The sequence below is a fragment of the Pedobacter sp. genome, assembly GCF_046462515.1.
Taxonomy (GTDB): Bacteria; Bacteroidota; Bacteroidia; order Sphingobacteriales; family Sphingobacteriaceae; genus Pedobacter.
In genome coordinates, this window is record NZ_JBKGVD010000003.1 from 141,883 (window position 1) to 165,936 (window position 24,054).

General features: G+C 36.5%; 27 protein-coding genes. 9 read left to right on the forward strand and 18 right to left on the reverse strand.

Annotated features, from left to right (window positions below; translation table 11 throughout):
• Positions 1–19: 19 nt before the first annotated feature.
• From ACLHG9_RS03335 to ACLHG9_RS03345, 3 genes are all read right to left on the reverse strand, one after another.
• A complete protein-coding gene (locus ACLHG9_RS03335; protein ID WP_410220106.1) occupies positions 20–877 on the reverse strand; it encodes a class I SAM-dependent methyltransferase in 858 nt (285 codons plus the stop codon).
• A gap of 270 nt (positions 878–1,147) precedes the next feature.
• The gene (locus tag ACLHG9_RS03340; RefSeq protein WP_410220107.1) at positions 1,148–2,221 is read right to left on the reverse strand and encodes a DUF3810 domain-containing protein; all 1,074 of its coding nucleotides are present in this window, start codon (positions 2,219–2,221) and stop codon (positions 1,148–1,150) included.
• The gene (locus tag ACLHG9_RS03345) at positions 2,222–3,556 is read right to left on the reverse strand and encodes a dihydroorotase (RefSeq protein WP_410220108.1); all 1,335 of its coding nucleotides are present in this window, start codon (positions 3,554–3,556) and stop codon (positions 2,222–2,224) included. It abuts the gene before it with no gap.
• Between the two features lie 122 nt (positions 3,557–3,678).
• On the opposite strand from ACLHG9_RS03345, the gene ACLHG9_RS03350 reads away from it, so the two are divergent.
• The 3 genes from ACLHG9_RS03350 (at position 3,679) to ACLHG9_RS03360 (ending at position 6,087) form a co-directional block, all read left to right on the forward strand.
• A complete protein-coding gene (locus ACLHG9_RS03350) occupies positions 3,679–4,989 on the forward strand; it encodes a DEAD/DEAH box helicase (protein ID WP_410220109.1) in 1,311 nt (436 codons plus the stop codon).
• 306 nt (positions 4,990–5,295) lie between these two features.
• Positions 5,296–5,631, forward strand: a complete 336-nt coding sequence (gene gldC, locus ACLHG9_RS03355; protein ID WP_410220110.1) for a gliding motility protein GldC — start codon at positions 5,296–5,298, stop codon at positions 5,629–5,631.
• Between the two features lie 48 nt (positions 5,632–5,679).
• On the forward strand, positions 5,680–6,087 hold the full coding sequence (locus ACLHG9_RS03360) for a hypothetical protein (RefSeq protein ID WP_410220111.1): 408 nt from the start codon (positions 5,680–5,682) through the stop codon (positions 6,085–6,087).
• Here ACLHG9_RS03360 and ACLHG9_RS03365 read toward each other — a convergent pair.
• From ACLHG9_RS03365 to ACLHG9_RS03420, 12 genes are all read right to left on the reverse strand, one after another.
• Positions 6,084–6,653, reverse strand: a complete 570-nt coding sequence (locus ACLHG9_RS03365) for a Maf family protein (RefSeq protein ID WP_410220112.1) — start codon at positions 6,651–6,653, stop codon at positions 6,084–6,086. The two genes, ACLHG9_RS03360 and ACLHG9_RS03365, sit on opposite strands and share 4 nt — an antisense overlap.
• Positions 6,654–6,746: 93 nt before the next feature.
• Positions 6,747–7,145 carry a hypothetical protein gene (locus ACLHG9_RS03370; RefSeq protein WP_410220113.1) on the reverse strand — a complete coding sequence of 133 codons (399 nt, stop codon included), beginning with the start codon at positions 7,143–7,145 and terminating at the stop codon, positions 6,747–6,749.
• 153 nt (positions 7,146–7,298) lie between these two features.
• Positions 7,299–7,826 (reverse strand): KdsC family phosphatase, encoded by a 528-nt coding sequence (locus ACLHG9_RS03375; RefSeq protein ID WP_410220114.1) that lies wholly within the window; start codon positions 7,824–7,826, stop codon positions 7,299–7,301.
• A gap of 24 nt (positions 7,827–7,850) precedes the next feature.
• Entirely contained in the window at positions 7,851–8,093 is a 243-nt protein-coding gene (iscX, locus tag ACLHG9_RS03380; RefSeq protein WP_410220115.1) for a Fe-S cluster assembly protein IscX, read from the reverse strand.
• 41 nt (positions 8,094–8,134) lie between these two features.
• Positions 8,135–8,467 (reverse strand): 2Fe-2S iron-sulfur cluster-binding protein, encoded by a 333-nt coding sequence (locus ACLHG9_RS03385; protein ID WP_410220116.1) that lies wholly within the window; start codon positions 8,465–8,467, stop codon positions 8,135–8,137.
• A gap of 43 nt (positions 8,468–8,510) precedes the next feature.
• Positions 8,511–9,272, reverse strand: a complete 762-nt coding sequence (locus ACLHG9_RS03390) for a Rossmann-like and DUF2520 domain-containing protein (RefSeq protein WP_410220117.1) — start codon at positions 9,270–9,272, stop codon at positions 8,511–8,513.
• A complete protein-coding gene (locus ACLHG9_RS03395) occupies positions 9,272–11,740 on the reverse strand; it encodes a heme lyase CcmF/NrfE family subunit (protein ID WP_410220118.1) in 2,469 nt (822 codons plus the stop codon). Before ACLHG9_RS03395 ends, ACLHG9_RS03390 begins: the two co-directional genes overlap by 1 nt.
• The gene (locus ACLHG9_RS03400; RefSeq protein ID WP_410220119.1) at positions 11,740–12,156 is read right to left on the reverse strand and encodes a cytochrome c maturation protein CcmE; all 417 of its coding nucleotides are present in this window, start codon (positions 12,154–12,156) and stop codon (positions 11,740–11,742) included. The genes ACLHG9_RS03395 and ACLHG9_RS03400 overlap by 1 nt, the downstream gene beginning before the upstream one ends.
• A gap of 150 nt (positions 12,157–12,306) precedes the next feature.
• On the reverse strand, positions 12,307–13,728 hold the full coding sequence (locus ACLHG9_RS03405; RefSeq protein ID WP_410220120.1) for a Glu/Leu/Phe/Val family dehydrogenase: 1,422 nt from the start codon (positions 13,726–13,728) through the stop codon (positions 12,307–12,309).
• Positions 13,729–13,871: 143 nt separating this feature from the next.
• Positions 13,872–14,093 carry a CcmD family protein gene (locus ACLHG9_RS03410; RefSeq protein WP_410220121.1) on the reverse strand — a complete coding sequence of 74 codons (222 nt, stop codon included), beginning with the start codon at positions 14,091–14,093 and terminating at the stop codon, positions 13,872–13,874.
• A 47-nt stretch (positions 14,094–14,140) separates the two neighbouring features.
• Complete coding sequence (ccsA, locus tag ACLHG9_RS03415) at positions 14,141–14,803, reverse strand: cytochrome c biogenesis protein CcsA (protein ID WP_410220122.1); 663 nt, start codon at positions 14,801–14,803, stop codon at positions 14,141–14,143.
• 47 nt (positions 14,804–14,850) lie between these two features.
• The gene (locus tag ACLHG9_RS03420; protein ID WP_410220123.1) at positions 14,851–15,513 is read right to left on the reverse strand and encodes a heme exporter protein CcmB; all 663 of its coding nucleotides are present in this window, start codon (positions 15,511–15,513) and stop codon (positions 14,851–14,853) included.
• Positions 15,514–15,674: 161 nt separating this feature from the next.
• Here ACLHG9_RS03420 and ACLHG9_RS03425 point away from each other — a divergent pair, with 161 nt between their 5' ends.
• From ACLHG9_RS03425 to ACLHG9_RS03445, 5 genes are all read left to right on the forward strand, one after another.
• Positions 15,675–17,639, forward strand: a complete 1,965-nt coding sequence (locus ACLHG9_RS03425; protein WP_410220124.1) for an LTA synthase family protein — start codon at positions 15,675–15,677, stop codon at positions 17,637–17,639.
• Between the two features lie 131 nt (positions 17,640–17,770).
• Positions 17,771–18,718, forward strand: coding sequence for a YbbR-like domain-containing protein (locus ACLHG9_RS03430; RefSeq protein ID WP_410220125.1), 948 nt, complete (start codon positions 17,771–17,773; stop codon positions 18,716–18,718).
• Positions 18,718–19,323 carry a dephospho-CoA kinase gene (gene coaE / locus ACLHG9_RS03435; RefSeq protein WP_410220126.1) on the forward strand — a complete coding sequence of 202 codons (606 nt, stop codon included), beginning with the start codon at positions 18,718–18,720 and terminating at the stop codon, positions 19,321–19,323. Before ACLHG9_RS03430 ends, coaE begins: the two co-directional genes overlap by 1 nt.
• Entirely contained in the window at positions 19,314–20,261 is a 948-nt protein-coding gene (locus ACLHG9_RS03440) for an MBL fold metallo-hydrolase (RefSeq protein WP_410220127.1), read from the forward strand. The genes coaE and ACLHG9_RS03440 overlap by 10 nt, the downstream gene beginning before the upstream one ends.
• Before the next feature lie 5 nt (positions 20,262–20,266).
• Entirely contained in the window at positions 20,267–20,428 is a 162-nt protein-coding gene (locus ACLHG9_RS03445) for a DUF5522 domain-containing protein (RefSeq protein ID WP_410220128.1), read from the forward strand.
• On the opposite strand, the gene ACLHG9_RS03450 is transcribed toward ACLHG9_RS03445, so the two are convergent.
• Genes ACLHG9_RS03450 through ACLHG9_RS03460 form a run of 3 tightly spaced genes read right to left on the reverse strand, consistent with a single transcriptional unit; the run spans position 20,425 to position 22,441 of the window.
• Positions 20,425–21,150: a ZIP family metal transporter gene (locus ACLHG9_RS03450; RefSeq protein ID WP_410220129.1), complete on the reverse strand. Its 726-nt coding sequence runs from the start codon at positions 21,148–21,150 to the stop codon at positions 20,425–20,427. The two genes, ACLHG9_RS03445 and ACLHG9_RS03450, sit on opposite strands and share 4 nt — an antisense overlap.
• Positions 21,150–21,710, reverse strand: a complete 561-nt coding sequence (locus tag ACLHG9_RS03455) for a phosphatase PAP2 family protein (protein WP_410220130.1) — start codon at positions 21,708–21,710, stop codon at positions 21,150–21,152. Before ACLHG9_RS03455 ends, ACLHG9_RS03450 begins: the two co-directional genes overlap by 1 nt.
• The gene (locus ACLHG9_RS03460; protein ID WP_410220131.1) at positions 21,707–22,441 is read right to left on the reverse strand and encodes a class I SAM-dependent methyltransferase; all 735 of its coding nucleotides are present in this window, start codon (positions 22,439–22,441) and stop codon (positions 21,707–21,709) included. Before ACLHG9_RS03460 ends, ACLHG9_RS03455 begins: the two co-directional genes overlap by 4 nt.
• Positions 22,442–22,648: 207 nt before the next feature.
• Between ACLHG9_RS03460 and glmM the strand changes: the two genes are divergently transcribed.
• Positions 22,649–24,037, forward strand: a complete 1,389-nt coding sequence (gene glmM, locus ACLHG9_RS03465; RefSeq protein ID WP_410220132.1) for a phosphoglucosamine mutase — start codon at positions 22,649–22,651, stop codon at positions 24,035–24,037.
• The last annotated feature ends 17 nt before the right edge of the window (positions 24,038–24,054 follow it).

The following is a 24,054-nucleotide window of genomic DNA, read 5'->3' on the forward strand; positions in this document are numbered from 1 at the left end:
TGTTGAACAAGATTTTAAATTAAGTTTGCGCTAATAGAAATACTTCGCCACTGGCAGGGGTAAAGTTATCTGTGCGGTTGCTAAAATAGGCTTTTTCTAGGTCTTTGGTCGAAACGGTTTTAATATGCTTAAAGCCTGCACCCTTGGTCAAAGCCAATATCTCATCAGGATTGAAAAAGCTGATGAATGGTGTTCCGGCTTCTTTAGCACCTTTTTCTGCAATCAGCTGTAAGGGCCTATCTTCTTCATCGAGAAGCTCTATAGGTAAATAAAAGGTCATAGCTATAGTAGAGCCTGTAGCAAGTGCAGTTAATTGATGCAAAGTAGAGATGATGGCATCTTTGGTAAGATATAAACTCACACCTGTACATACCACAACGGCAGGTTTACTTTGATCAAAACCTGCGTTTAGTAATTTCTCCCACCACGATGAGATTTCAAAATCTACACTTACAAAATGCAACCATTTAGGTAGCCCAAAACCCGTTTCGATCAAACGTTTTTGCTTCCAAGTCTGTGTGTCTGGTTGGTCTATTTCAAATACTTGTAATTTAGCGGCAATATCGGGCCTGCGCTGGGTAAACGTGTCAAGTCCCGCACCTAAGATTACGTATTGTGTAATTCCTTTCTGGCTTTGTTCAATAATTAGGTCTTCAATAAAGCGGGACCGTGCTAAGATAGATGCTCTTAGTCGTTTGGTAAACTCTGGATGCATATCCGGACGCTGTTGCCATCCTTGGTTAGGCGCAATTAATTTCAATCCGACTTCATCTTCAAGTATATAAGGCTTTGCATCTGTTTGTAAGTGTAAAGCTCTCCATAAAGCTGTTCTTACAGCTGTATTATCCGGTTCTGCATTTTTTTTGTTGGTCTCCATCTTAAGCAGGTTATATTTTCAATACATGCTGTGCTTTAAAAATGTTTTATTTTTCAAATATCCGAATTCTGAAGAAAATTTATTTGAGTTTAATCATAATTATAATGAAAATGATCATCATCATAACCATGTTCGTTTTCACTGCCTTAAATGTTCAAGGCGGGAATGTTTAAAGGAGGAAATTGAGATTAAAATGCCTCAAGGCTACGCGTTCAAAGATGCAAATTGTCTGGTAAAGGGTTATTGTAACCGTTGTTCCTAACAGGAGTTTTAGAGTTCATGTTTATGGTAATTATACAACCATAGTACAATATCCTGATAACTGTCTATGCCTTTTCGCTGATTGTTAAGTTTGAGCAATTGGTCAAAAGTTTTGCTCATATAAGCCGACATCTGTCCGTTATATTTAGCCCAGAAATCTCTTTCCATTCTGAATTTAGTTAACAATTTTTGTGGAAGCTTTTCTCTGTATGTAAGGTATTGGCTTGGGTATCTCAATCTTATTTCGAACAAGATGCTTCTGAACATATTGTAATAGCCGGAATACCGGAAATACAAATCATTGCTATGTATACTGGTTAAATAACCTACCAGATTTGCTTCATCTTCTTTTGCAACACCGATCTGGTGCGCTACTTCATGACATATAACGTAAGGCAGTACAAAATTGGGTATGAGCATGTTTACATTTGCTTCGCCCGATAGAGGGTTGTAATACCCTTCAATCCCCATTTTACTGGTTAACCACCCGCTAATGGCGGGTTTTATAGCAGGTATCTTGTATCTGAAAAAGCTTTGCTGTTCTGCTAATTTAGCGTAAGCTTCTGTGGCTTTGTTAAAAAGCAGGGCTTTGGTATAAACAGGTTTATTCGTTTGTTGATCTAATTGCTTTTGCAAATGGTCAATCTTGTTTAAAAAGAAATCGGCAAGCTTTAACAACTGCTGTTCGTTGTAGTATTGATCTTCGATATGAAGCTGGGCATGGATTTGCGGACGACTGTAATTTAAGCCCCATAAAAGCTTAAAAACAATATATAAGCCTAATAATAGGTTTAGGAAAGAAATGATCAATGGTTTCCATGCACTTCTATTAAAACGCCTATTCCTAAAAAAAACGAACGTTTTCCAGCATGCCAAAATAACAAGTATAGCATATAAAAAATCGCCTATGGCAAAAGGAAAAGAAGAGGAAATAAATCTTTGGGAGGTAGAAATAAGAGGGTAGAGGCCATTACTGAACCATTTTTCTACCCATGTTTCATTCAATCCCCATAAGAAGGTAAGAAAAGCTACAAAGAGTAGGATTGCCAATTTCTTTATGCTCGTCTTATCTGCCTTATCCATTTATCGGTTAAATGTTAAACGTTTTCCGGTCCGATTGGTCATGAATTTGCCTTTTTGGTAAGCCAATACACCTGACACAAAAGTGTGGGTAATGCTGGCACTGAAAGTTTGTCCATCAAAAGGAGACCAGCCACATTTGTAAAAAGTGTTCAATTTGGTTACTTTCCAGGCATCATTTAAATCTACCAAAGCTAAATCTGCCCAGTACCCTTCGCGTATAAAACCACGTTTTTCAAGTTGATAGCAGATAGCTACATTATGAGCGGTTTTTTCTACTATTTTTTCTAAACTTAGTTTGCCTTGTAAGTGCATTTCTAAAAGTGCAGGTAAAGCATGTTGTACCAATGGTCCTCCAGATGGAGCTTGTAAGTAAGCTTGATTTTTTTCTTCAATAGTATGAGGAGCATGATCTGTAGCAATTACATCAATGTGACCATCTAACAAACCTTGTAATACGCCAGCTTGATCTGAGGCAGTTTTTACCGCTGGGTTCCATTTAATAAAATTGCCTTTTGTAGCATAATCAGTATCGTTAAACCAAAGGTGGTGCACACAAGCTTCTGCGGTAATCCTTTTTTCGCTCAAAGGTGTTTTATTGTCAAATAGGGCAACTTCCTTAGCAGTTGAAATATGCAGGATATGTAATCTGGTATTGTATTTTTTTGCCAGTTCAACAGCCAATGAAGATGATTTATAGCAGGCTTCAGCACTACGGATCAAAGGGTGCATATCAATAGTGATATTGTCGCCATATTTCTCTTTGTAAGCGGCCATATTATAACGTATTGTTGCTTCATCTTCGCAATGGGTAGCAACCAGTATAGGTGCTTTGCTAAAGATATTTTCTAGTGTTTTTTCATTATCAACCAGCATATTTCCGGTAGATGAGCCCATAAAAACCTTAATGCCACAAACATTTTTGGGATCTGTTTTCAATACCTCCTCAATATTGTTGTTACTGGCACCCATGTAAAAAGAATAATTTGCCAGTGAGGTTTGTTCAGCAATGGCGTATTTATCGGCCAATAATTCTTGTGTTAAGGTATTGGGAACGGTATTGGGCATTTCCATAAAAGACGTGATACCACCAGCTACAGCAGCCATACTTTCAGTAAAAATATCGGCTTTATGGGTTAAACCCGGTTCACGAAAATGAACCTGATCGTCAATCATCCCTGGCACAAGGTATAAACCTTCTGCATTAATTTCTGTATCTGCTGCGGTATCTATACTAGAAGCGATCTTATCAATGATGCCGTCTTTTATGAATACATCAGCCACAAAGGTTTTTCCTTCATTTACAATCGTGGCGGCTTTTATCAGAGTTGTGCTCATGTTTCAAAGGTAGGATTATTAGTCTGAAGTCAAAAGACCTATGTGTTTGACTTAGTCATCGATTTTTAAACTTCCGACATCTGACTTCGGACTTCCAACTAATAAATCGTAAATTCGCAGCTATGCCAAAAAAGTTCGAAGAGTTTAACCTTAACAGACAGATTTTGAACGCTGTTGCCGAAGTCGGTTTCACAGAAGCCACGCCCATACAGGAAAAGGCCATAGGTCCTGTTTTATCAGGTCAGGATTTGTTTGGAATTGCACAGACAGGTACCGGAAAAACCGCGGCTTATGTGTTGCCCATGCTCATGAAACTTAAATATGCGCAGGGTGAGCATGTACGCGGATTGATTTTAGTACCTACACGAGAGCTGGCATTGCAGATAGAAGAACAAGTTAAATTGTTCTCTACTTATACCGATTTGAGAACTGTAGTTATTTTCGGTGGTATCGGTCCAAAAACACAGAAAGAACAAATAGCCAAAGGCCTAGATATTTTAGTGGCCACACCAGGCCGCTTTTTAGATCTTTATCTTGCCGGAGATATCAATACCCGAAGTTTACAGTTCTTGGTACTTGATGAAGCGGATAAAATGATGGATATGGGATTTATTGGCTCTATTCATCGTATTTTAGAAGTGGTTCCTCGTAAACGACAAAACCTGTTGTTTTCTGCCACCATGAGCGAACTGGTAGAAAAAATAGCGGGCGATTTCTTAAAAAATCCTTTGAAAATTGAGGTGGCTGCCCAGGCAACACCTGCCCAAACCGTAACGCAAGTTGCCTATTCTGTACCTAATTTTAAAACTAAGATTAATTTATTGCAGCGTTTGCTTAAGAACGATGAAGAGTTTAAAAAGCTCATTATCTTTTGTAAAACCAAAACTGTTGCCGATAATATTTACAGCTTTATAGAAAGGAAATTTGGAACAGATGCGGTAAGGGTTATTCATGCCAATAAAGGACAAAATACCCGCATAAATTCCATTAATAGCTTTAAACAGGGCGATATAAGAGTATTGGTAGCTACTGATGTTGCGGCCAGGGGAATAGATGTAAGTCAGGTTAGCCATGTGATTAACTTTGACGTACCTATTGTAATAGAAGACTATGTGCACCGTATTGGAAGAACAGGACGTGCTTTTAATGAGGGAACTGCTATTACATTTTTTACACATGCAGAACGTTATTACTTAGATAAGATCGAAAAATTGATCAGGCAGCAGATTGCTGTGGAAGAGCTACCTGAAGGTGTTTTTATTGAAGAGACACCTTTTAATGAGCGTCAGGAGATGGCCCGTGAAATAGACCGTCAGAAACGTAAAGAAAATCCTGAATTCAAAGGTGCGTTTCATGAAAAGAAAAAGCAATTTCCTGCTAAGGATAAAACGGCTAAAACAAAGCAAAGTAAAAGATTTAAATCTAAAAGATAATTGAAAGTTAGAATTACACCTTTAAACATTGTATCGGCATTAGCTTTGGTTATTGCTGTTTCTTTGATATTAAATAAAAGCTGGCTTTTAGCACCTGTAAACCAAGAATACAGCGGTTTAATGATAGCGGTCTGTTTTTTATTTTTTTTCCTCGCCTTTTTAGGAGACCAAATATTTAGAAAACTGGTGCCGAGTTTAATGAGATTATGGTTACTGGAAACTTCTGTAATTATATTTACTTTGGTTTTGATGTTGATAATGAAAGGATTTTTCTTTAAATAATATTGAGATTATAAATAATAAAACATGAAAAAAGCGGAAATAAAAGTAACCGTAGAATTAGATGAGAAGAACGTTCCTGAAACAATATTATGGGAATCTACTGATAGTGAAAACAAAGATAGCGTACCTGCAAAAGCTATGATTTTGGCTTTATGGGATCATAACTATAAGAATGCAATGCGTATTGATTTATGGACCAAAGATATGCCTGTTGATGAAATGAAACGATTTTTTTATGAAACGTTGCAAACCATGGGAGATAGTTTTCTAAGAGCTACAGGCGAGCAGAATATTGTGGAAGATTTAAGGGATTATTGTGCACATTTTGCCGATAAAATGGGCATTGACACTAGAAAATAAGAATTGATTATAAGCATGGCTCGGCGCTGTGCGTTATCCTTTAGCCATATGATCGTAGTTAAAAAAACAAATGCTTACTTAGGTATATTTTTAGCATTTATTGGAGGTTTTTGCCCGTTGTTACAGGTTAAGATCTTATTTGAATGGGTAAGCTGGGGTATGTATAAAACAGATGTAAGACTGTTTTTGATTACCTATGCCTTAACCGGTTTGTTAACGCTTTGTTTCATGGTAAGACAGCTAAAAGCTTACAGATTGCTAACACGTGTAATGTTCCTCTGGATCATATTAATGGCTGCGGCAGTATATTTTAAATCACAGAATTATTTTGGCGTAAAAATAGCCGATAATCTTTTGGGTAAGGCCATCCATTTTCAATGGGGATGGATCGTACTATTTTTATCGGCTATTTTATTACTACTGAGCACAAAGAAATTATCTGCAGAAAATAATTAAGCGAGCTTCTGTAAAAGCTGATATAATTTTTCTGTAGGTAAGCCCATAACATTGGTGTACGAGCCTTCCAGTTTTTCTACTTTGGCTAAACCAAACCAGTCTTGTACACCATAACTTCCGGCTTTGTCAAAAGGCTTGTAGTTTTCAATATAAAAATCTATTTCTTCTTCGTTAAGCGTACTGCAATGTACAGTGGTAAGGTCGTAAAATGAATAAACCGAACGGTTAAAATTGACAGTTACCCCGGTATAAACCTGATGAATACCCCCAGAAAGTTTCCTGAGCATTTCAACAGCTTCTTCTTTGTCTTTAGGTTTGCCCAATATTTCATTATGAAGTGCAACAATAGTATCTGCTGTAATTACGATAGTATCTTTTGAGGCACTGAACGCCAGTGCTTTCTGGTTGGAAATATAAACTGCAATATCTGCTGGATTTAGACCGGCAGGATAGCTTTCATCAACATCTTTAAGCTCAATGGTAAAATCTAAACCAAGGCCCTTTAACAGTTCTTGGCGACGAGGAGATTTAGAGGCTAGAATAATCGGGTGTTTCTGGATAAACATAATCGGCAAAATAATTTGGCGCTAAAATACAAAAAGCGACCTAAAGTCGCTTTTTGTATTATTTTGTTTAAGAATAAATTAGAAAATCGGTGATTATTGACCGCCTCTTTCTTGCATTCTTTTCTGCATTTCAGCACGTTGTTCTTCCTGCCATGCTTTATACGCTTTTTTCTGATCTTCATTTAAAACACCATTAAGCTTAGCATCATACTCCTCTCTCATTTTTTGCATTTTTTCTCTCATTGCAGATCTGTCGCCACCATTTTGAGCCTCTTCCATCATTTTCTTTTGTGCTTCGCCTTGGTCTTTGAAAATGGCTAAAACTTTGGCTTTCTGATCATCAGATAATTTTAATTTCTCATCTAATTGTTTAACTCTGGCCTCAGGATCCATTCTTCCCATATTTCCGCCCATACGGCCACCACCTTGTTGCGCATTGGCAAACGCAATTACACCAAAAATGAAAGTGCAGATTAAAAGTAATTTTTTCATTGTAATTAAATTTTATATTGTTTTAGGTTCAATGAAGCCTGCTTTTACATTATGCTTCGAGATTTTAGAGATGTAAAAGCTTTATAAGTTTAATTAGGTAAGAAAAAATAGTTAGAAAAACATGTAAGTGCTTAATATACAGAATGATATTTTTTATCTACTTGCCTCTTCTGCAGAAGGGTTATGGTCTATCCAGTTATTTTGTGCTTTCAGTACTTTTTCAATCACATCACGTACGGCTGTTTGACCACCGTTTTTAGCAGAAATGTAATGAGAAATGGTTTTGATTTCATCTACTGCATCGGCAGGGCAGGTAGCTATACCTGCTAGTTGCATTACAGCCAGATCGGGAATATCATCTCCCATATATAAAACCTGTTTTGCATCAATTTGATGCTTAGCCAAGTACTGCTTAAATACCTCTACTTTATTGCTTACACCCAGATAGATTTCGGCTATACCTAAATTGCTGAAGCGTTTTTCCATAGCAGTGCCTTTGCCACCAGAGATAATGCATACATGGTAACCTTTTTTTGCGGCCAGTTGTACAGCGTATCCGTCTTTAATATTAAAATTGCGCAAAAGCTCACCACTTTCTGATGCAATTACAGTACCATCGGTTAAAACGCCATCCACATCAAAAATGAAAGTGGTAATGTGTCTAAGATTTTGTAAAAACATAAGTGTTGTAAGGTTTAAGATAAATTATTGGTTATCTCGCCATTCATAAACCCAGGCAGACTGTATCTGCTCTAAATGACCTTCATTGCATTCTTCGCGGGTTCCTTTAAAATTAGGTAAAGAAAGTACCCACTCCAGTAATTCGGTAAATCTTATCCTGTAAATTTTAGCTTCGTCAAAACTATCACCAAACTTTTCGTAAAGTTCTTGTGCAATATCTTCGTAATCGTTCCAGTGTATAGGTAATGCAAACTTGTTATCGTTCATTTTTAAGGATATTTGATGTGTTAAGGATAATGTATATAAAATTAATGACCAAGGAAGCCTGACTGATCAGGTATCGTTACTTCTATATCGCCATTTAAAACCACACACTGACAGGCCAGGCGTGAAGTAATCTTAGGTCTTACCGCTCTGTCTATAAAGTCTTCTTCTTTTTCAGATATTTCCTGGATGTTATCCATACCCTTGTTTACATATATATGGCAGGTACTGCAACCGCAAACACCACCGCAGTTATGTTGCAATTCTATACCATTATCAAGTACTACGTCTAAAACATCTTCGCCGGCAGCTATAGGTAATTCTACCGATTCTTTTCCTTCTTCTTCGAAATTTATTTTTAATTTAAATAAGCTCATGATTCAGATACAAAAGTACATAGCTAAAACCAGAATTAAGTAATTAATTGGTTTTTTTAATACTTTCTGTTAAAGTTTGATAAATGTTTAATAAGTGTGGCTGCTTGGCCAATAAAGCCCTGTGCCTGGCTAAAGTCTGCTCATCGTGTCTTATTGCCGGGCCAGTTTGAACATCACGTGGCAGATTATGCTGTACCTTTTCGGCTGTTTCCGTAATAAGAGGCTTAATAATATCAAAAGGCAACTGATGTTCTGCTAAGATATCCTGAGATAGTGCATACAAATGATTGGTAAAATTACAGGCGAATACAGCTGCCAGATGTAAGATTTTTCTTTTTTGAGTATCTACAGGGTAAACATTTCTGCTTAACAATTGAGCCAGTTCTTCTATTTTTTTTAAAGTCTGCTCATCGCTGCCTTCTATACAAAGAGGTACTTCTTTAAAATCAAGCGCTTTGCTTTTAGAAAATGTTTGTAGCGGATACAGAATCCCGTAATGTTTAAAAAGAGGGTTAAAGATAGCTATACTTACAGCACCTGCTGTATGCAATATTATACCCTTAAAATGTTGAAGTTTGCTGGCTATGCTTTCAACAACATCATCTTTTACTGAAATAATACAGAAATCAGCATCAGCGTTTACCTGCGATAAATCATTAATTGCTTCTGCATTGATTTCAACAGCCAGTTTTTCTGCATTCTGTAATTGATGAGACCAGATCTGTAAAACACTTACCTGTGCTGCTTTTAAAGCTTTGCACAAATGCGTTGCCACATTGCCAGAACCAATTACAACCGCTTTCATTACCTGGTTTTTAATTCTTTATTACGTCTAATGATCGATAAAATAAAACCAATAACCATTACAATAGTACCTACCCAATACAGATTGATATATGGAAACTCAATGGCTTTGAACACCAGCCAGTCTTTGGCTTGCTGAGGTTTTTCAAATATCTGGATCTCAAATTGGTTTTGCTCAGGAATGATTTTGGTAAACCTGAAACGAAGACCTAATTCATCAATTTTACGGGCAAAATCAAAAGTATTGTTTCCCTTAATTAAGAACAGAGGCTCTACAGTATAAATCTTGCCACTTACATTGATTTCTAAAGGTAAACTTACAGCCAGGTCTTCTTTCTCTACTTTCAGATCTTTAACCACCGGTTTGGTGTTTAAAGTTTTAACAGTTAACACACCGCTTGGCGTATGCAAAGTATCTCCTACTTTAACCAAAGCTATGCGAGGTGCTTTGTAATTTTCGTCTTCAGTATGTCCTTCATGCGCCTCGTGTTCAGGTTTTTCAACTGCAGCACTGGTAATGTGGGTATAGATATCTTTAGTAAGATAGTGTTTGGTATCAGGAGAAGCAATTAAACCCATTCTGTCGTTTTCCTGAATATGTGGGTTTAAGGTGAAATCTTCTTTGATTTTTCCGGTAGCTTCGTCAATAGCCTTGAAATTTATCCTATAATAAGTGTTAGGCTTAACGGTGGTATCACTGATATAAGTAACGGTATATTTGCCCATTTTTTTAGGCTCGTTCTTATACAACATGATATTCTCACCTGGTTTAGCGGCTTTTTCAAAATCTTTAACCGGAATAAAATTACTTTCGTTTATAGAAATAGGATTACTTGTAGCCGAAGCAATTAAAGCGCCTACCAACAAGATGGCAAAACCGATATGAGCTACTGCTGCACCTGCTAACTTACTTCCTTTTGCAGTAAATGCACTTGAAAGTAAACGGGCATTAGATAATATGGCAAATACGCAACTGAATGTTAAAATAATATACATAGAATTGGTATAAATGCCCGTTAGCCATACCATACCTGCGGTTAATAACAATGAAAATAATACGGTTGAGATTAAACTACCATAAAACTTTTTTGGATCGGTTCTTTTGTATTTAAGGAACTGAGAAAAACCTGAAATCAAAGTAATTAATACGGCAAAAGGCGCTTGCCATTTATTGTAAAACTGAACGGCATCTTTTATAGGAGCGTAGTTTGTACCAAAAGCAGCATTAAACACAGGTACTGAGGTTGCAAAAATAATATGGATACACGAAACGGTTACCACCAGCGCACCTATGAACATCCAAAATTCACGAGAGTAAGTCTCTTCATCTTTATTGGTAATAGGAAGTTCTTTCCATCGTTTTATGGTAAAAAATACAGCAAGGGCTAAAAATGCAGAAATGTAAGTAACCAATTGCCAAAACATGCCCAGATCTGTAAACGAGTGTACAGAAGTTTCGCCTAAAATACCACTTCGGGTTAAGAAAGAAGCATAAAGCACCAGAATAAAACTTACCATTACCAGCATAATAGCTGTAAAATAAGCATGTCCGGTGTTTTTATAGGCTATAATTACATGTAAACCACCAATTAAAGTTAACCATGGTATAATAGATGCATTTTCAACCGGATCCCAAGCCCAGAAACCACCGAAATTGAGCGCTTCATAAGCCCAGAAAGAACCCATAATAATACCTGTACCCAAGATCATTACAGCAAATGATACCCATGGTAATACCGGTTTAACCCATTCTTTATAGCGTTTTTGCCATAAAGCTGCTATAGCATAGGCAAAAGGAACTACCATACTGGCAAAACCTAAGAACAAGGTAGGAGGGTGAATGACCATCCAGTAGTTCTGTAATAACGGATTTAGTCCCTTGCCATCAGTTATAAAAGTTAAATATCTGGCGTAATTCTCAGGATCTTTAAAAATCGGTGCCATCTCTGGCAGGTTGCTTGCCTCTCTTAATAGTATAAACGGAGAGGACCCTACGCGAGCGCCCAAAATTTCTACGCCCAATAGCATAGAACCTAAAAATGCCTGCGATAAGGCAATGGTGGTCATTACACTGTCTTCCCAGGTTTTACCTCTGAAAATCACAACAAGACCTAAAAGGCTTTGCCAGAACATCCATAACCAAAAACTGCCTTCCTGACCCTGCCAAAAAGCAGAGACAATGTAGTAAACAGGTAATTCTTTTGAGGTATGAGAATAAACGTAATTGTATTCGTTGTAATGATTTAGGATAATATAAAACAGGGTGGCACCAATGCCTATCACGCTGAAGATGTTGATGATAAAACTGCTTCTGGCTATGCGGTGCCATGAATTATCTTCGGGGTTTTTGTTTTTAACCGCTAAGAAATAAGCAATGGTAGAAAGTAATGCAGCACCAAACGATAGTACAATAAAAAACTGACCTATTTTACCAGGTAGCAGGTGTTCGCCAATAAACTGAATATCCATTAAGACTTTTTGATTTGTTTTACCTGACCGTTCTGATCAACTTCAACCAGGTTATCATTATATTTAGAAGGGCATTTCATTAGTATTTTAGAAGCATAGAAAGTATCTTTTTCCATTTTTCCTATCAATACTAATTTTTCTGATCGTTCAAAATCTTGTGGCTTAGAGCCGTTTAACACTACTTTGTTAACCTTACCTTTTTCATCTTTCATATAAAAGGCAAAATGGTTAGGGTCTTTTAATGCATCATAATGCATACCTTTATCTTTTTCCCAATAGCCCATTACATGTTCTTCTTTCTGAGATCTTGAGGCTTCTTCAAAGTTAGAATAAGAGTCTGTATCTGCGTTTAAGCTTACTAAGAAACCTATACACAAAGCAATGGTTATTAAACCAATAATGGCACTTTTTCTCATGGAATATAGATTAGTATCAAAAGCAAACAAAGATAAAAAAACAATACAAGCTTAAGTATGATACTAAGACTCAATTGCATATCGTGACAATTAATTGATAAATAAAAAGCCCCACATAGGCGGGGCTTTAACAAGGTTTTTTGGTGATAATTAAGGCCAAACACCTAAATTCATATATGAAACCGCAATTTTATCTATTGAGTTTACAAAAGCAGCCGTTCTAAGCGTCTGAGCTTCAGGTTTTATCTGCAATGTTTCTCTGATTTCGTGGTAAGAGTGGATCATAGTGTCTTCCAGACCTGAATTTACCAGTTCAACTTCTGATGCACCTTTTACAATCATTAAACGATGCTCTGCCGGAATGGTTTTACCGGTTAGCGATTCTAAGGTATTGATCAAATTGGCATTTGAATTTTCAGCATAACGGTTTTCCATGCGGCCAAAGGCAACGTGAGAAAGATTTTTTAACCATTCAAAGTAAGAAACGGTTACACCACCGGCATTACAGTACATATCAGGAATAATGATACCGCCCATACTTGTAAAGATTTCTTCAGCTTCAGGTGTACAAGGTCCGTTGGCTCCTTCGGCAATGATTTTTGCTTTAATGCGCTTAATGTTTTCTGCAGTGATCTGGTTTTCTAAAGCGGCAGGAACTAAAATGTCACATTCCTGCTCTAAACCTTCTTTTGAATTTTTAAAATCTGTAGCTCCAGGAAAACCTAAGATTGAACCAGTATTTTTTCTATGTGCAAAAACCTCGTCAACGTTTAAGCCATTAGCATTATAGATGGAGCCCTCAAACTCACATAGGCCTACAATTGTAGCGCCCATTTCAGCTAAGAACTTGGCCGAATGGTAACCTACGTTACCTAAGCCCTGTACAATAACTTTCTTGTCTCCTAAACCAGCCTTCAGGCCCAGTTTTTTCATGTCTTCGGCAACGCTAACACATTCACGTACGGCATAAGCAACGCCACGTCCGGTGGCTTCTTTACGTCCACGTATACCATGTAAAGCAATTGGTTTACCGGTAACACAGCCCAAAGCGTCTAAAGAGCCAGGGTTCATGGTAATATATGTATCGGCAATCCAGCTCATTTCACGTTCGCCCGAACCGTAATCAGGGGCTGGTACATCAATGCCGGGGCCTATAAAGTTTTTCTTGATTAATTCTGTTGTATAACGACGGGTTATGGTTTCTAACTCGGCAACAGTATAGTTTTTAGGATTGATACAAATGCCACCTTTTGCACCGCCAAAGGGTACGTTAACAATGGCGCATTTGTAGGTCATTAAAGCTGCTAAAGCCATTACCTCATCTTCGTTAACCATATCACTGTAACGGATACCGCCTTTGGTTGGGCTCATGTGGTGCGAGTGCTCAACACGCCACGCATCAATTACTTCAAATCCGTTTCCTCTGCGTATAGGAAACTGAAAACGATAAACGCTGTTACATGCTTTGATTTGTGCCAGTAGACCTTCTGGGTGTGAGGTAAATCTGGCGGCATTGTCAAAATTCTTGCAAACGTCTGCAAAGAATCCTGCTTCATTTACGGTATTAGCCATTATTTTTAATAAGTTTTAAGTTTAATGCAATTACTACACAAAATTGCAGTAAAATTAATGACTAATGCAAGTGCTTTTTTGCTTAGTGTAAGTTAAACACCATGCTCTGCAAAACAAAAGAACTGCCTCTTATGGCATTAAAATTAGTTTTTTTGGTCAGAATTTTTTTCTAACATTTTCACTTTCTTATCTAACGAGAACAAATAAGCAAGTAAGCCCAATAGAATAATGACAATACAAATTACCACAATGTAGATTTTACCCTCTGCACGTAAATTATCGGCCATTTCAATTTCATTGTTTTGTGCAAAAATGTTTTGGACAAAAAGCATTAAAAAAGCAAGTATGGATAGAATTCTTTTCATCAGAATTTAAATTTTAAAATGGATTAATATAATTAAAAGAACATTAGTTAAAGTTGTTGTGTTTGATTTTCCAGCTTCCTGATTCTGAATTTAATCGTATAAATCCAGTAACCGATTAGGATCCAGCCCAAACATGCAGGATAAAAAACCATGCGCATACGGCTGTCTAAATCATAACTGTTAAAACCCGGATTACCGCCATTGCCCGGATGTAGCGAATCTTGCAGGCGAGGCAAAACAAACAGCAGTACTACCATCATAGGGAAAGCAAAAATATTGTAAATAGCCGATATTTTAGCTCTTTTTTGCTCCTCTTCAATGGCATTACGCAAAATTAAATAAGCACAATATAATAAGATAGAAATGGCTGCGAAATTCTGTTTAGGGTCAAAACTCCAGAATTGCCCCCAGGTAAATTTAGCCCATACTGCCCCGGTTACTAGGCCTAAAAGTCCGAAGACAATACCTACATTGGCACTTTCTACCGCCTTTAAATCGTCGGTTTCATGCTGAGAGTTTAGATTTTTGATGCTATAAAATACAGATATGCCGAAAAGCACGATCATGGCAAACCACATAGGTACATGAAAATACAGATTGCGGATCGTTTCATTTAATATGGCCAAGCGGGGTACGCCCAATAATAAGCCCGCAATAGTACTGTAGATTACCAGTACAGTAGCCAATATTTTCCACCAGATTTTATTCATTTTTTTAATTAATATGCTTTGTGTTTTATGTGTTGCGAAATTTTAAATTAATCTCTCCAAAGGTAAGGAAATAAGAGTAATGATACGGTTACTACTAAAACGTTTACCACCAGCATCAGTCCAATCTCATCTAAACTTACGCTTCTGTCCAATCCATCAACAGCATTTTTAGTTAGTTTAATGAGCACAATTAACACAGGTATGATTACCGGAAAACTCAAAATAGCCATCAACATACCTCCATTGCCTGCTTTTGAGGCAATAGCCGATACCATGGTAAATACGGTTGAAAAGCTTAAACTGCCTAAAACGGTAGCCGTAAAATACATTAAGATATCAATATCGGCTTCTGGCTTAAATACAAGGCTGTAAAAAGCAAAAGCAATAAGGCTGATCAGCATCATTAAGATGCTGTTATAAATAGTCTTGGCTATAATAACAGCCACGGGACTGGCCAAAGTGTAAATGTATAATTGCCGACCTTTGCTTTCCTGTAAAAAACTTTTGGCTATGGCATTAATAGATGCAAAAAGCATGATAATCCAGAATAAAGCATTCCAAGTAAGTTTATCTACTACCTTGAATGAAAGGTAACAGACAAAAACGGTAGAAACCACATAAAGTAAAACGCCATTGAGTGCATATTTAGAACGCCATTCTAAAACAAATTCTTTTTTTACCAGATGTTTTACCTGTTGTGCCAGTTGCATGGAGCAAAGATAAATTTATTAAGCAAGTAAAAATGCACCTAATTGTTGTATTGTTGTAAATTTGTATTCAATTCAAACGTTCTATCAGAGTAAGCCGTTAAAGTTTATTTACTTTGAATGTTTAAACCAGACTTACTTAACTAAAATAATTGATTTTTAACATGAAAGTACTTTTCAAAAGCAGAACATCCTTACTATTTGCTTATTTGTTTACATTTATACTTCTGTCTTTTGCGGTTCGTGTGGGGCTTTATCTCTGGTCGCTACCTAATTTCAGTTTTTCAGTTTTTTCATTTATAAAGATTTTTGGGGTAGGCCTTTTCTATGATATCGGGGTAGCCCTATTTTTTAGTTTGATTTATGCCCTTTATGTCTGGTTCATTCCCAAAAAACTGATAGGAACATTATTTGATAAAATATGTACCTTCTTTATTGTTGGTTTAACGTTGTTTATTACCATTTTCGCCTGTATAGCAGAGTTTACCTTTTGGGATGAGTTTAGTACCCGATTTAATTTTATAGCAGTAGATTATCTCATATATACCTATGAAGTAGTCGAAAATATAAACGAGTCGTACCCAATTCCATTGATCATTGGATTTTTGGTACTGGTGATCATAGGCCTTATCCTGTTGTATAAAAAAACAGGAGTGCTCAAAAATACTTTTCAGCAAAAAACTCCTTTATGGCTCAGAAGTATGATGATTATGCCTCTTTTTGTGCTTGCATCATTATATGTGTTTTTTGTGAAAAATACAGGAGCAGAGTGGAGCCAGAATTTATATGAAAGCGAATTGAGCAAAAACGGAGTATTTTCTTTCTTTGCCGCGTTCAGATCTAATGAGTTGGATTACAATACTTTTTATGCTACACTTCCGGAAAATGAAGCGTACCATTTGCTTAAAAAAGAACTGATACAGCGAAACGAAAAATATACTTCTGAGCAGATAGATAACATAAGAAGAGAGGTAGAGGGCACTTCTGATCGTAAACCAAACATTGTGATGGTGGTTATAGAAAGTTTTAGCGCCGATTTTCTGGCTAGATTTGGTAACAAGCAAAATATAACACCAAATTATGACGCATTAACCAATGAGAGCATCTTTTTTAACAATATTTATGCTACTGGTACCCGTACAGTAAGGGGAATGGAAGCTTTGACATTAAGTGTGCCTCCAACTCCCGGAAACAGTATTGTAAGACGACCAAATAACGATAATATATTTTCAATCGCCAGCATTTTAAAACAAAAGAATTACGACCTGAAATTTGTGTATGGAGGAGATGGGTATTTTGATAATATGAATACTTTCTTTGGCGGACAAGGCTTTGATATTGTCGACAGAGACAGGGGAAATCCTTTATCAGATAATATTAAAACCAAACGTTACCCTATAAAAGATGAAGATGTAGCTTTTGAAAATGCCTGGGGAATATGTGATGAAGATTTGTATAAGCAATCTTTGAAATTTGCAGACAGTGCTTATCAGAAAAAGCAGCCGTTTTTCCAGTTTGTGATGACCACTTCCAATCATAAACCTTATACCTTTCCAGATGGAAAGATAGATCTAAAACAAGGCGAGAGAGAAAGCGCAGTTAAGTACACCGACTATGCTTTGGGCAAGTTTTTAGCCGAAGCCAAAAATAAACCTTGGTTTGAAAATACCGTATTTGTAGTAGTAGCAGATCATTGTGCCAGCAGTGCAGGTAAATGGGAAATCAATATAGAAAAGCATCATATACCAGCTTTGATTTATAATTTAGATAACAGAAAAGAAGAGATTGGCAAACTGTGTTCGCAAATAGACCTGCTACCCACTTTATTGGGTTATTTGAACTGGAATTACCAGACTGAACTGTACGGTAAAGATGTGAATAAAATGGCTGCAGAAGATGAGCGTGCCCTGATTGGAAATTACCGCACCTTGGGTTTGCTTAAACATAACGTATTTACACAGATAGATGACCGCAAGAACGTAAAATTCTTTAGCTGGAACAATCAGGATAAGAGTATGAACGAAATAAAGGCTAAAGTAAATGATAGTTTAAAAAATCTTACCATAGCTTATTACCAAACCGCTTCAGAAAGATTTAAGAACGGAAAAATGAAGCAAAAAAGTAAATAAGCTTTCTGCTTTACTATCTTTTTTGTTAAGCTAACTCGTTCCAACATCTTAAATGTAATGATTGTAATGCAGTAAAAATTTAAATAGTTCTCATAAGGGGTAATTAAAAGCCTTTTTTGTAATTTTACCTTATGCCCTTTATAAAACTTACAAAACCTGAACGCAAAAGATTTGGTATAATGCTGGTATGTGTGGTGCTTGCGGTAATGGCGTGGTTATTTATGGCATTAAACCGTAAATACCCTTATACGGTTAAGACAGAACTTATTTACAAAGAAGAGCCGCAGGGTAAAGCATTTAAAGCGCTACAACCTGATACTGTAGACCTGAAAGTTGAAGGTACAGGCTGGCAGCTTCTGTTTTCGAGGCTACGTATAAAACCACAATCTATCAAAGTAAGTTTGCGTAAACTCAATACCAGGAATTATGTGCTTTTTTCAGAACAATTAGAACAGATCAACGGCCAGCTGGAAACCTCTCAAAGAGTAATATCCATAAAACCAGATACCTTATATTTTGATTTCTCGAAGCGGACAACCAAGCGTGTGCCAGTAAGATTAAATTCTAAATTAAGTTTTGCGCCACAATATGGAGTTGCTGGTAATGTAGAACTTACTCCGGCATTTGTAAATATATCTGGTCCGCATGAAGAATTGCAGAAAATAACGAGCTGGTACACAGATACCTTAAAAATTACAGGAATTGATAATTCGGTTGAAACCCGTATCAATCTGAAGCAGAGTACCACCAACAATATTAGTATATATCCAAAAGCTGTTGGCGTTAAAATTCCGGTCGATGAGTTCACCGAGAAGGTATTAGATATACCGCTTACCGTAATTAACAACAATAATTTTAATACGGTAAAGCTTTACCCAAAACGAGTTAAGATTATTTTTTTGGTGGCTTTATCTAGCTATAAGCAAATCGACGAAGATTTTATACAGGCATCTGTAGATCTTAATGAATGGAGAAATTCAGGACATAATAACTTAAGAGTAAAACTTATCCGTTTTCCAGCTTATTGCAAGCTCATTAGTATAGTGCCCCAGAAAATAGATTTTATCATAGAAAAATAATGTTGAAAATAGGAATAACCGGAGGTATAGGGAGTGGAAAAACCACAGTATGCCGAATTTTTGAAACCTTGGGTATCCCTGTATTTTATGCAGATACTGTAGCCAAACAGATTATGGTCAGTGATGAGATTTTAATCAAAGGCGTTAAAGAAACTTTTGGTAGCGACAGTTATTTTGTTGATGGAACACTCAATAACAAACATATTGCAGGTATTGTATTTAACCAGCAGGAAGAACTCGATAAACTGAATGCGATGGTCCACCCAGCTGTGTTCAGAGCTTTTGACCAATGGGTAACGGAACATGCTGCAAAAGCTCCCTATCTTTTAAAAGAAGCCGCATTGCTTTTTGAAAGTGGTTCTTACAAAATGTGCGATAAAAATGTACTGGTCTCATCTCCTTTAGAGTTGAAATTACAAAGAGTAATGCAACGAGATCAGGTTGGCCGTGAACAGGTACTGGCCAGAATGGATAAACAGTTTACGGATGAACAAAAACAGGCTTTTGCAGATTATACTATCGTTAATAATGATGAAGAATCGTTAATCTTGCAAGTTTTAAATCTACATCAATCGTTTTTAAAGCTAGCTGATCAATGGGTGTAATTCTCAACGATTTTATCGTACTCAATAAAATTGGTTTATACTGTTCATACGGAAACTTTTACCTTGACCCTCAGCAGCCTGTTCCCTGTGCGGTAGTATCACATGCGCATGCAGATCATGCCATAAGCGGCAATACACATGTGTATTGCACAAAGGCAACTTCAGCTTTTATGCAGCACAGGTATAAAAAAAATGCGGCTTATCAGTTTCATTGTTTAGATTATCAGCAATCTTTTTATATCAATGATGTGAAGATTACTTTCTATCCTGCAGGACATATGCTGGGTTCGGCTTTGATTTTACTGGAATATAAAGGAGTGCGTTACCTTTATACAGGCGATTACAGGCTTACTCCAGATGGTACATGTGAAGCTGTACAATTGGTAAAAGCTGATGTGCTTATTACCGAAACCACCTTTGCTAATCCCGAAACACAGCATCCTGATGTAATAGAAGAAATAAAGAAACTTAATCATACAGAAAGTAACATTATGCTGGGGGCTTATGCTTTGGGCAAAAGTCAGCGTTTGATTAGATTGGTAAATGAATATTGTAATGGTAAAACCCTATTAGTGCATCATAGTATCATGCCCTTTTGCCGTATATACGAAGAGTTAGGCATTACATTAGGTAATTTTCAGGTTTACGATCGTAAACTGATGAAGCAGAATACCGAAAATATGATTTATCTGGTGCCACCAATGGTATATAACAGTTACATCAAAGCTATTAATGTAGTAAGGGTTTTTGCCAGTGGGTGGCAACATTTACAAAGGCAGAATGAGATACAATTGCTGATATCAGATCATGTTGACTGGAAGGATATTTTGCAAACCATAGCAGAAGTAGAACCTAAGCAAGTGTGGACCCTGCACGGAGAAGGAAAGCATTTACAGGTACATTTTAAAAATCAGATAGAGGTTAAGATTTTAAACTGATTAGAATGAAAGAAGGGGAAGACTTTTATTTTAATGAAGCAGGTTTAATGGTTTTTACAAAAGAATACCACTTAAAGCGGGGTTATTGTTGTAAAAATAAATGTAAGCATTGTCCTTGGCACTATGGTCAAAAAATTAAGAAAGACAAGAATAAACCAGCGCTTTAGTGCTCGTGTCCTCCTGCATAAAAACCAATTAAGGCTACAGCAATACCAATTAGAACGGCAACCATTTTTCTTTTATTGATTTTGTGGTCGGCACTTGACTCAAATAAAATGGTGGTAGATATATGTAAGAATATACCGATAACAATTCCCATTATTTTATTGAAATAAGTTTCAATACCACCTATTGATCCATTGCTTAAGCCTAAACTAACGTAATAGCCCAAAGGAGCCATTATGGCAAAAAGACTGATATTAATGATGACCCTGGATTTTGTTAAGTGGTTTTGCATTAAGATGCTCGCTAACGCAAAAGCAGCTGGAATATGGTGTAATGCTATACCAAATATCAACTCATTGTGTTGATCCTTGGCAAGAGGCATTCCCTCTAAAAATGCGTGCAAACATAAACTGATCATAATACCGTAAGGATAACTATGTGTATGACTATGATGATGGATATGTCCGTGTTCAATACCTTCAGAAAACTGTTCTAAAAATACCTGCAATAAGAAACCTATCAGAATAAAAATACCAATTTCATGTGCATCTGTGCCACTGTAAGCATCTGGAATAAGATGCATTACCGTAATAGCGAACAGATAAGAACCACTAAATGATAAAATAAGCTTTAAAAGTTGTGATTTATCACTTTTAACCATAAAAATGGCTAAACCACCTAAAAAAGCACACAAAAAAAGTACGGCGAATTTCCAGAATTCCATTAGGTAGCGGGTTTAATTTTAGCGTAAATATAAGCAGTTAGTAAACCAATAGAGGTGCCTAAAAGCGTACCGGTAATAATATCAATAGGATAATGTACACCTACATAAATCTGCGCCAAACAAATCATTGCTGCCCAAGTAAGACCAATTGGCAAAACAGCTTTCCATTGCTTGTAAAAAACACAGATTAAAAATACAGCTATGGCAAAATGATTGGTTGCATGTGAAGAAGGAAAGCTATATCCTGTACCACATGTAACACGTTTAATCATCTGGTCAGAAAGTTCCGGATTATTGCAGGGTCTTAAACGCTGTACATTGGGTTTTATCAAACGTGCAGAAGTAAGATCGCCCAGCGCAAATGTAAGCAATAACATGCCAATAATATATAGGCCTGTTTTTTTATACTTCTTAATGCAGAATACCACAATAAAAATATAAAGCGGAATCCAGACATACATGTTGCGTATAATGGGCATAAACCAGTCGAAAAAACCATTGCTTAAACCAACGTTTATTTTTAAAAACAGTTCGGCATCCAGCTGAAGCAATTCGTTCATGATGATTTTTTGCAGATTAAAATTAAACGGTCTGAAGAATTTTCATTATAGGGTTCTAAATGATAGCTGCCAAAAGTTTCTATAATCTCTAAGCCACTCTTTTCAAACATTCTTTTAAAATCTTCTAATAAAAAAGCCTGTACACGTTCTTCAAACGCATAAGTTTTAAGTTTATGCTCAAAGTTAATATGTTTGATGATTTTGCCATCGGCAACAAATTTATGCAGATGAAATTCAATGCCATCAATAGTTTTGGTTTCCTGGTTAGTTAGGTTATTGATGATTTTGCGAGTATTAAAATAATCGAGCACTAAAATCCCATCGCTCTTTAAGCTTTTTCTGAAAGCCTTTAAAGCGTTCAGATGTTCCTTTTCAGTTTCAAAATAACCGAAGCTGGTAAATAAGTTAAGTGCAATATCAAAATAATTGATGTAAGAAAGCCTGCGCATATCATGAACGTAAAAATGCAGGTTTTTCTGTTCAAACTGCTGGGCGTACTTGATGTTCTGCTCAGACAAATCTATACCTGTTACATCATAACCTTTTTTATTGAGATAAATAGAATGCCTGCCCCTGCCACATGCAATATCTAATATTTTACTATTTGCGCCTGGTTTTAAATAAGCTAATAAATTATCCATTAAAAGTTCTGCCTCCGCATCATTTCTCTGACTGTAGAGGATATGATAATAAGGAGAATTAAACCAGTTTTGGAACCATTTTCTTTGCATGAGCTGATATATCTTTAATGAGCAAAGATAGCAATTTTGATGCTTGCACAATCAAAATTGTTAATCCTGATAAACTGGTTAAAGATTTTTTAAAGTAAAATTGAAACATGACTGTTCACTTGCTTGTATGCACTCAAATTTTCCGTGAACAACATTTAAAACGTAGCTTAAAATTTATTACTTTTGACCATTAAAAATCTAACAATCTTGACACTAATAAAATCTATTTCAGGCATTAGAGGTACCATTGGAGGCAAAGCAGGCAACGGACTTACCCCGATAGACATCGTTAAATTTACTGCGGCTTTTGGCTCATGGGTGGTGAAAAAATCACAGCATAAAAAAATTGTAGTAGGAAGAGATGCCCGTATTTCGGGTGAAATGGTAAATAATCTGGTAATTGGAACCTTGCAAGGGTTAGGAATAGATGTAATAGATGTAGGGCTCTCAACTACACCTACGGTAGAAATTGCTGTTCCGCTGGAAAACGCTGCCGGAGGTATTATTTTAACTGCAAGTCATAACCCTAAACAATGGAATGCACTTAAGCTTTTAAATGCTAAGGGAGAATTTATCAGCGATGCGGATGGAAAAGAAGTACTGGAATTAGCAGAAAATCCTGATTTTGATTTTGCATCTGTTGATGAACTGGGGAAAGTGATTTTAGATAACAGCTACCTGCAAAAACATATAGATATTATACTGAATTTACCATTGGTAGATGCCGGGGCTATTAAAAAAGCAAAATTTAAAATTGCTGTAGATGCGGTGAACTCTACAGGTGGGATTTTTGTACCAGCCTTGTTAAAAGCTTTAGGTGTAGAAACAATATATGAATTGTATTGCGAATCTACAGGACATTTCCCGCACAACCCCGAGCCGTTGCCAGAACATCTTACAGAAATCTCTAAATTGGTTCAGCAAAAAGGTGCTGATTTAGGTATTGTGGTAGATCCCGATGTAGACCGTTTATGCTTCGTAAATGAAGATGGTTCTATGTTTGGAGAAGAATATACGTTGGTAGCTGTGGCAGATTATGTGCTTAAATACACACCAGGAAATACAGTTTCAAACCTCTCATCAACAAGAGCGTTGAGAGATGTAACTGAAAAAGCAGACTGTGTATATAATGCGGCGGCAGTTGGCGAGGTAAATGTGGTAACCCAGATGAAAGCTACAAATGCTGTAATAGGAGGCGAAGGTAATGGAGGCATTATTTATCCTGAACTACATTACGGACGTGACGCTTTAGTAGGAATAGCTTTATTTTTAACACATTTAGCTAAATTTGCTAAACCTATATCGGTTCTTAGAGGTACGTATCCTGCTTATTTTATTTCAAAAAATAAAATCATGCTTACACCTGAAATGGATATCGATGCGTTATTGTTACAAGTGCAGGATAAATATAAAAAACAGCCGCACAGTACAATAGATGGTTTAAAAATTGAATTTGATAACCAATGGGTACACCTGAGGAAATCAAATACAGAACCTATCATCAGGATTTATAGTGAGGCAGAGAGCGAAACCATTGCAGATAATTTAGCTAAAAAGATCATAACTGATATAAAAGAAATCTTAAAATTAGATTGATTTGCTTTTTAAATACA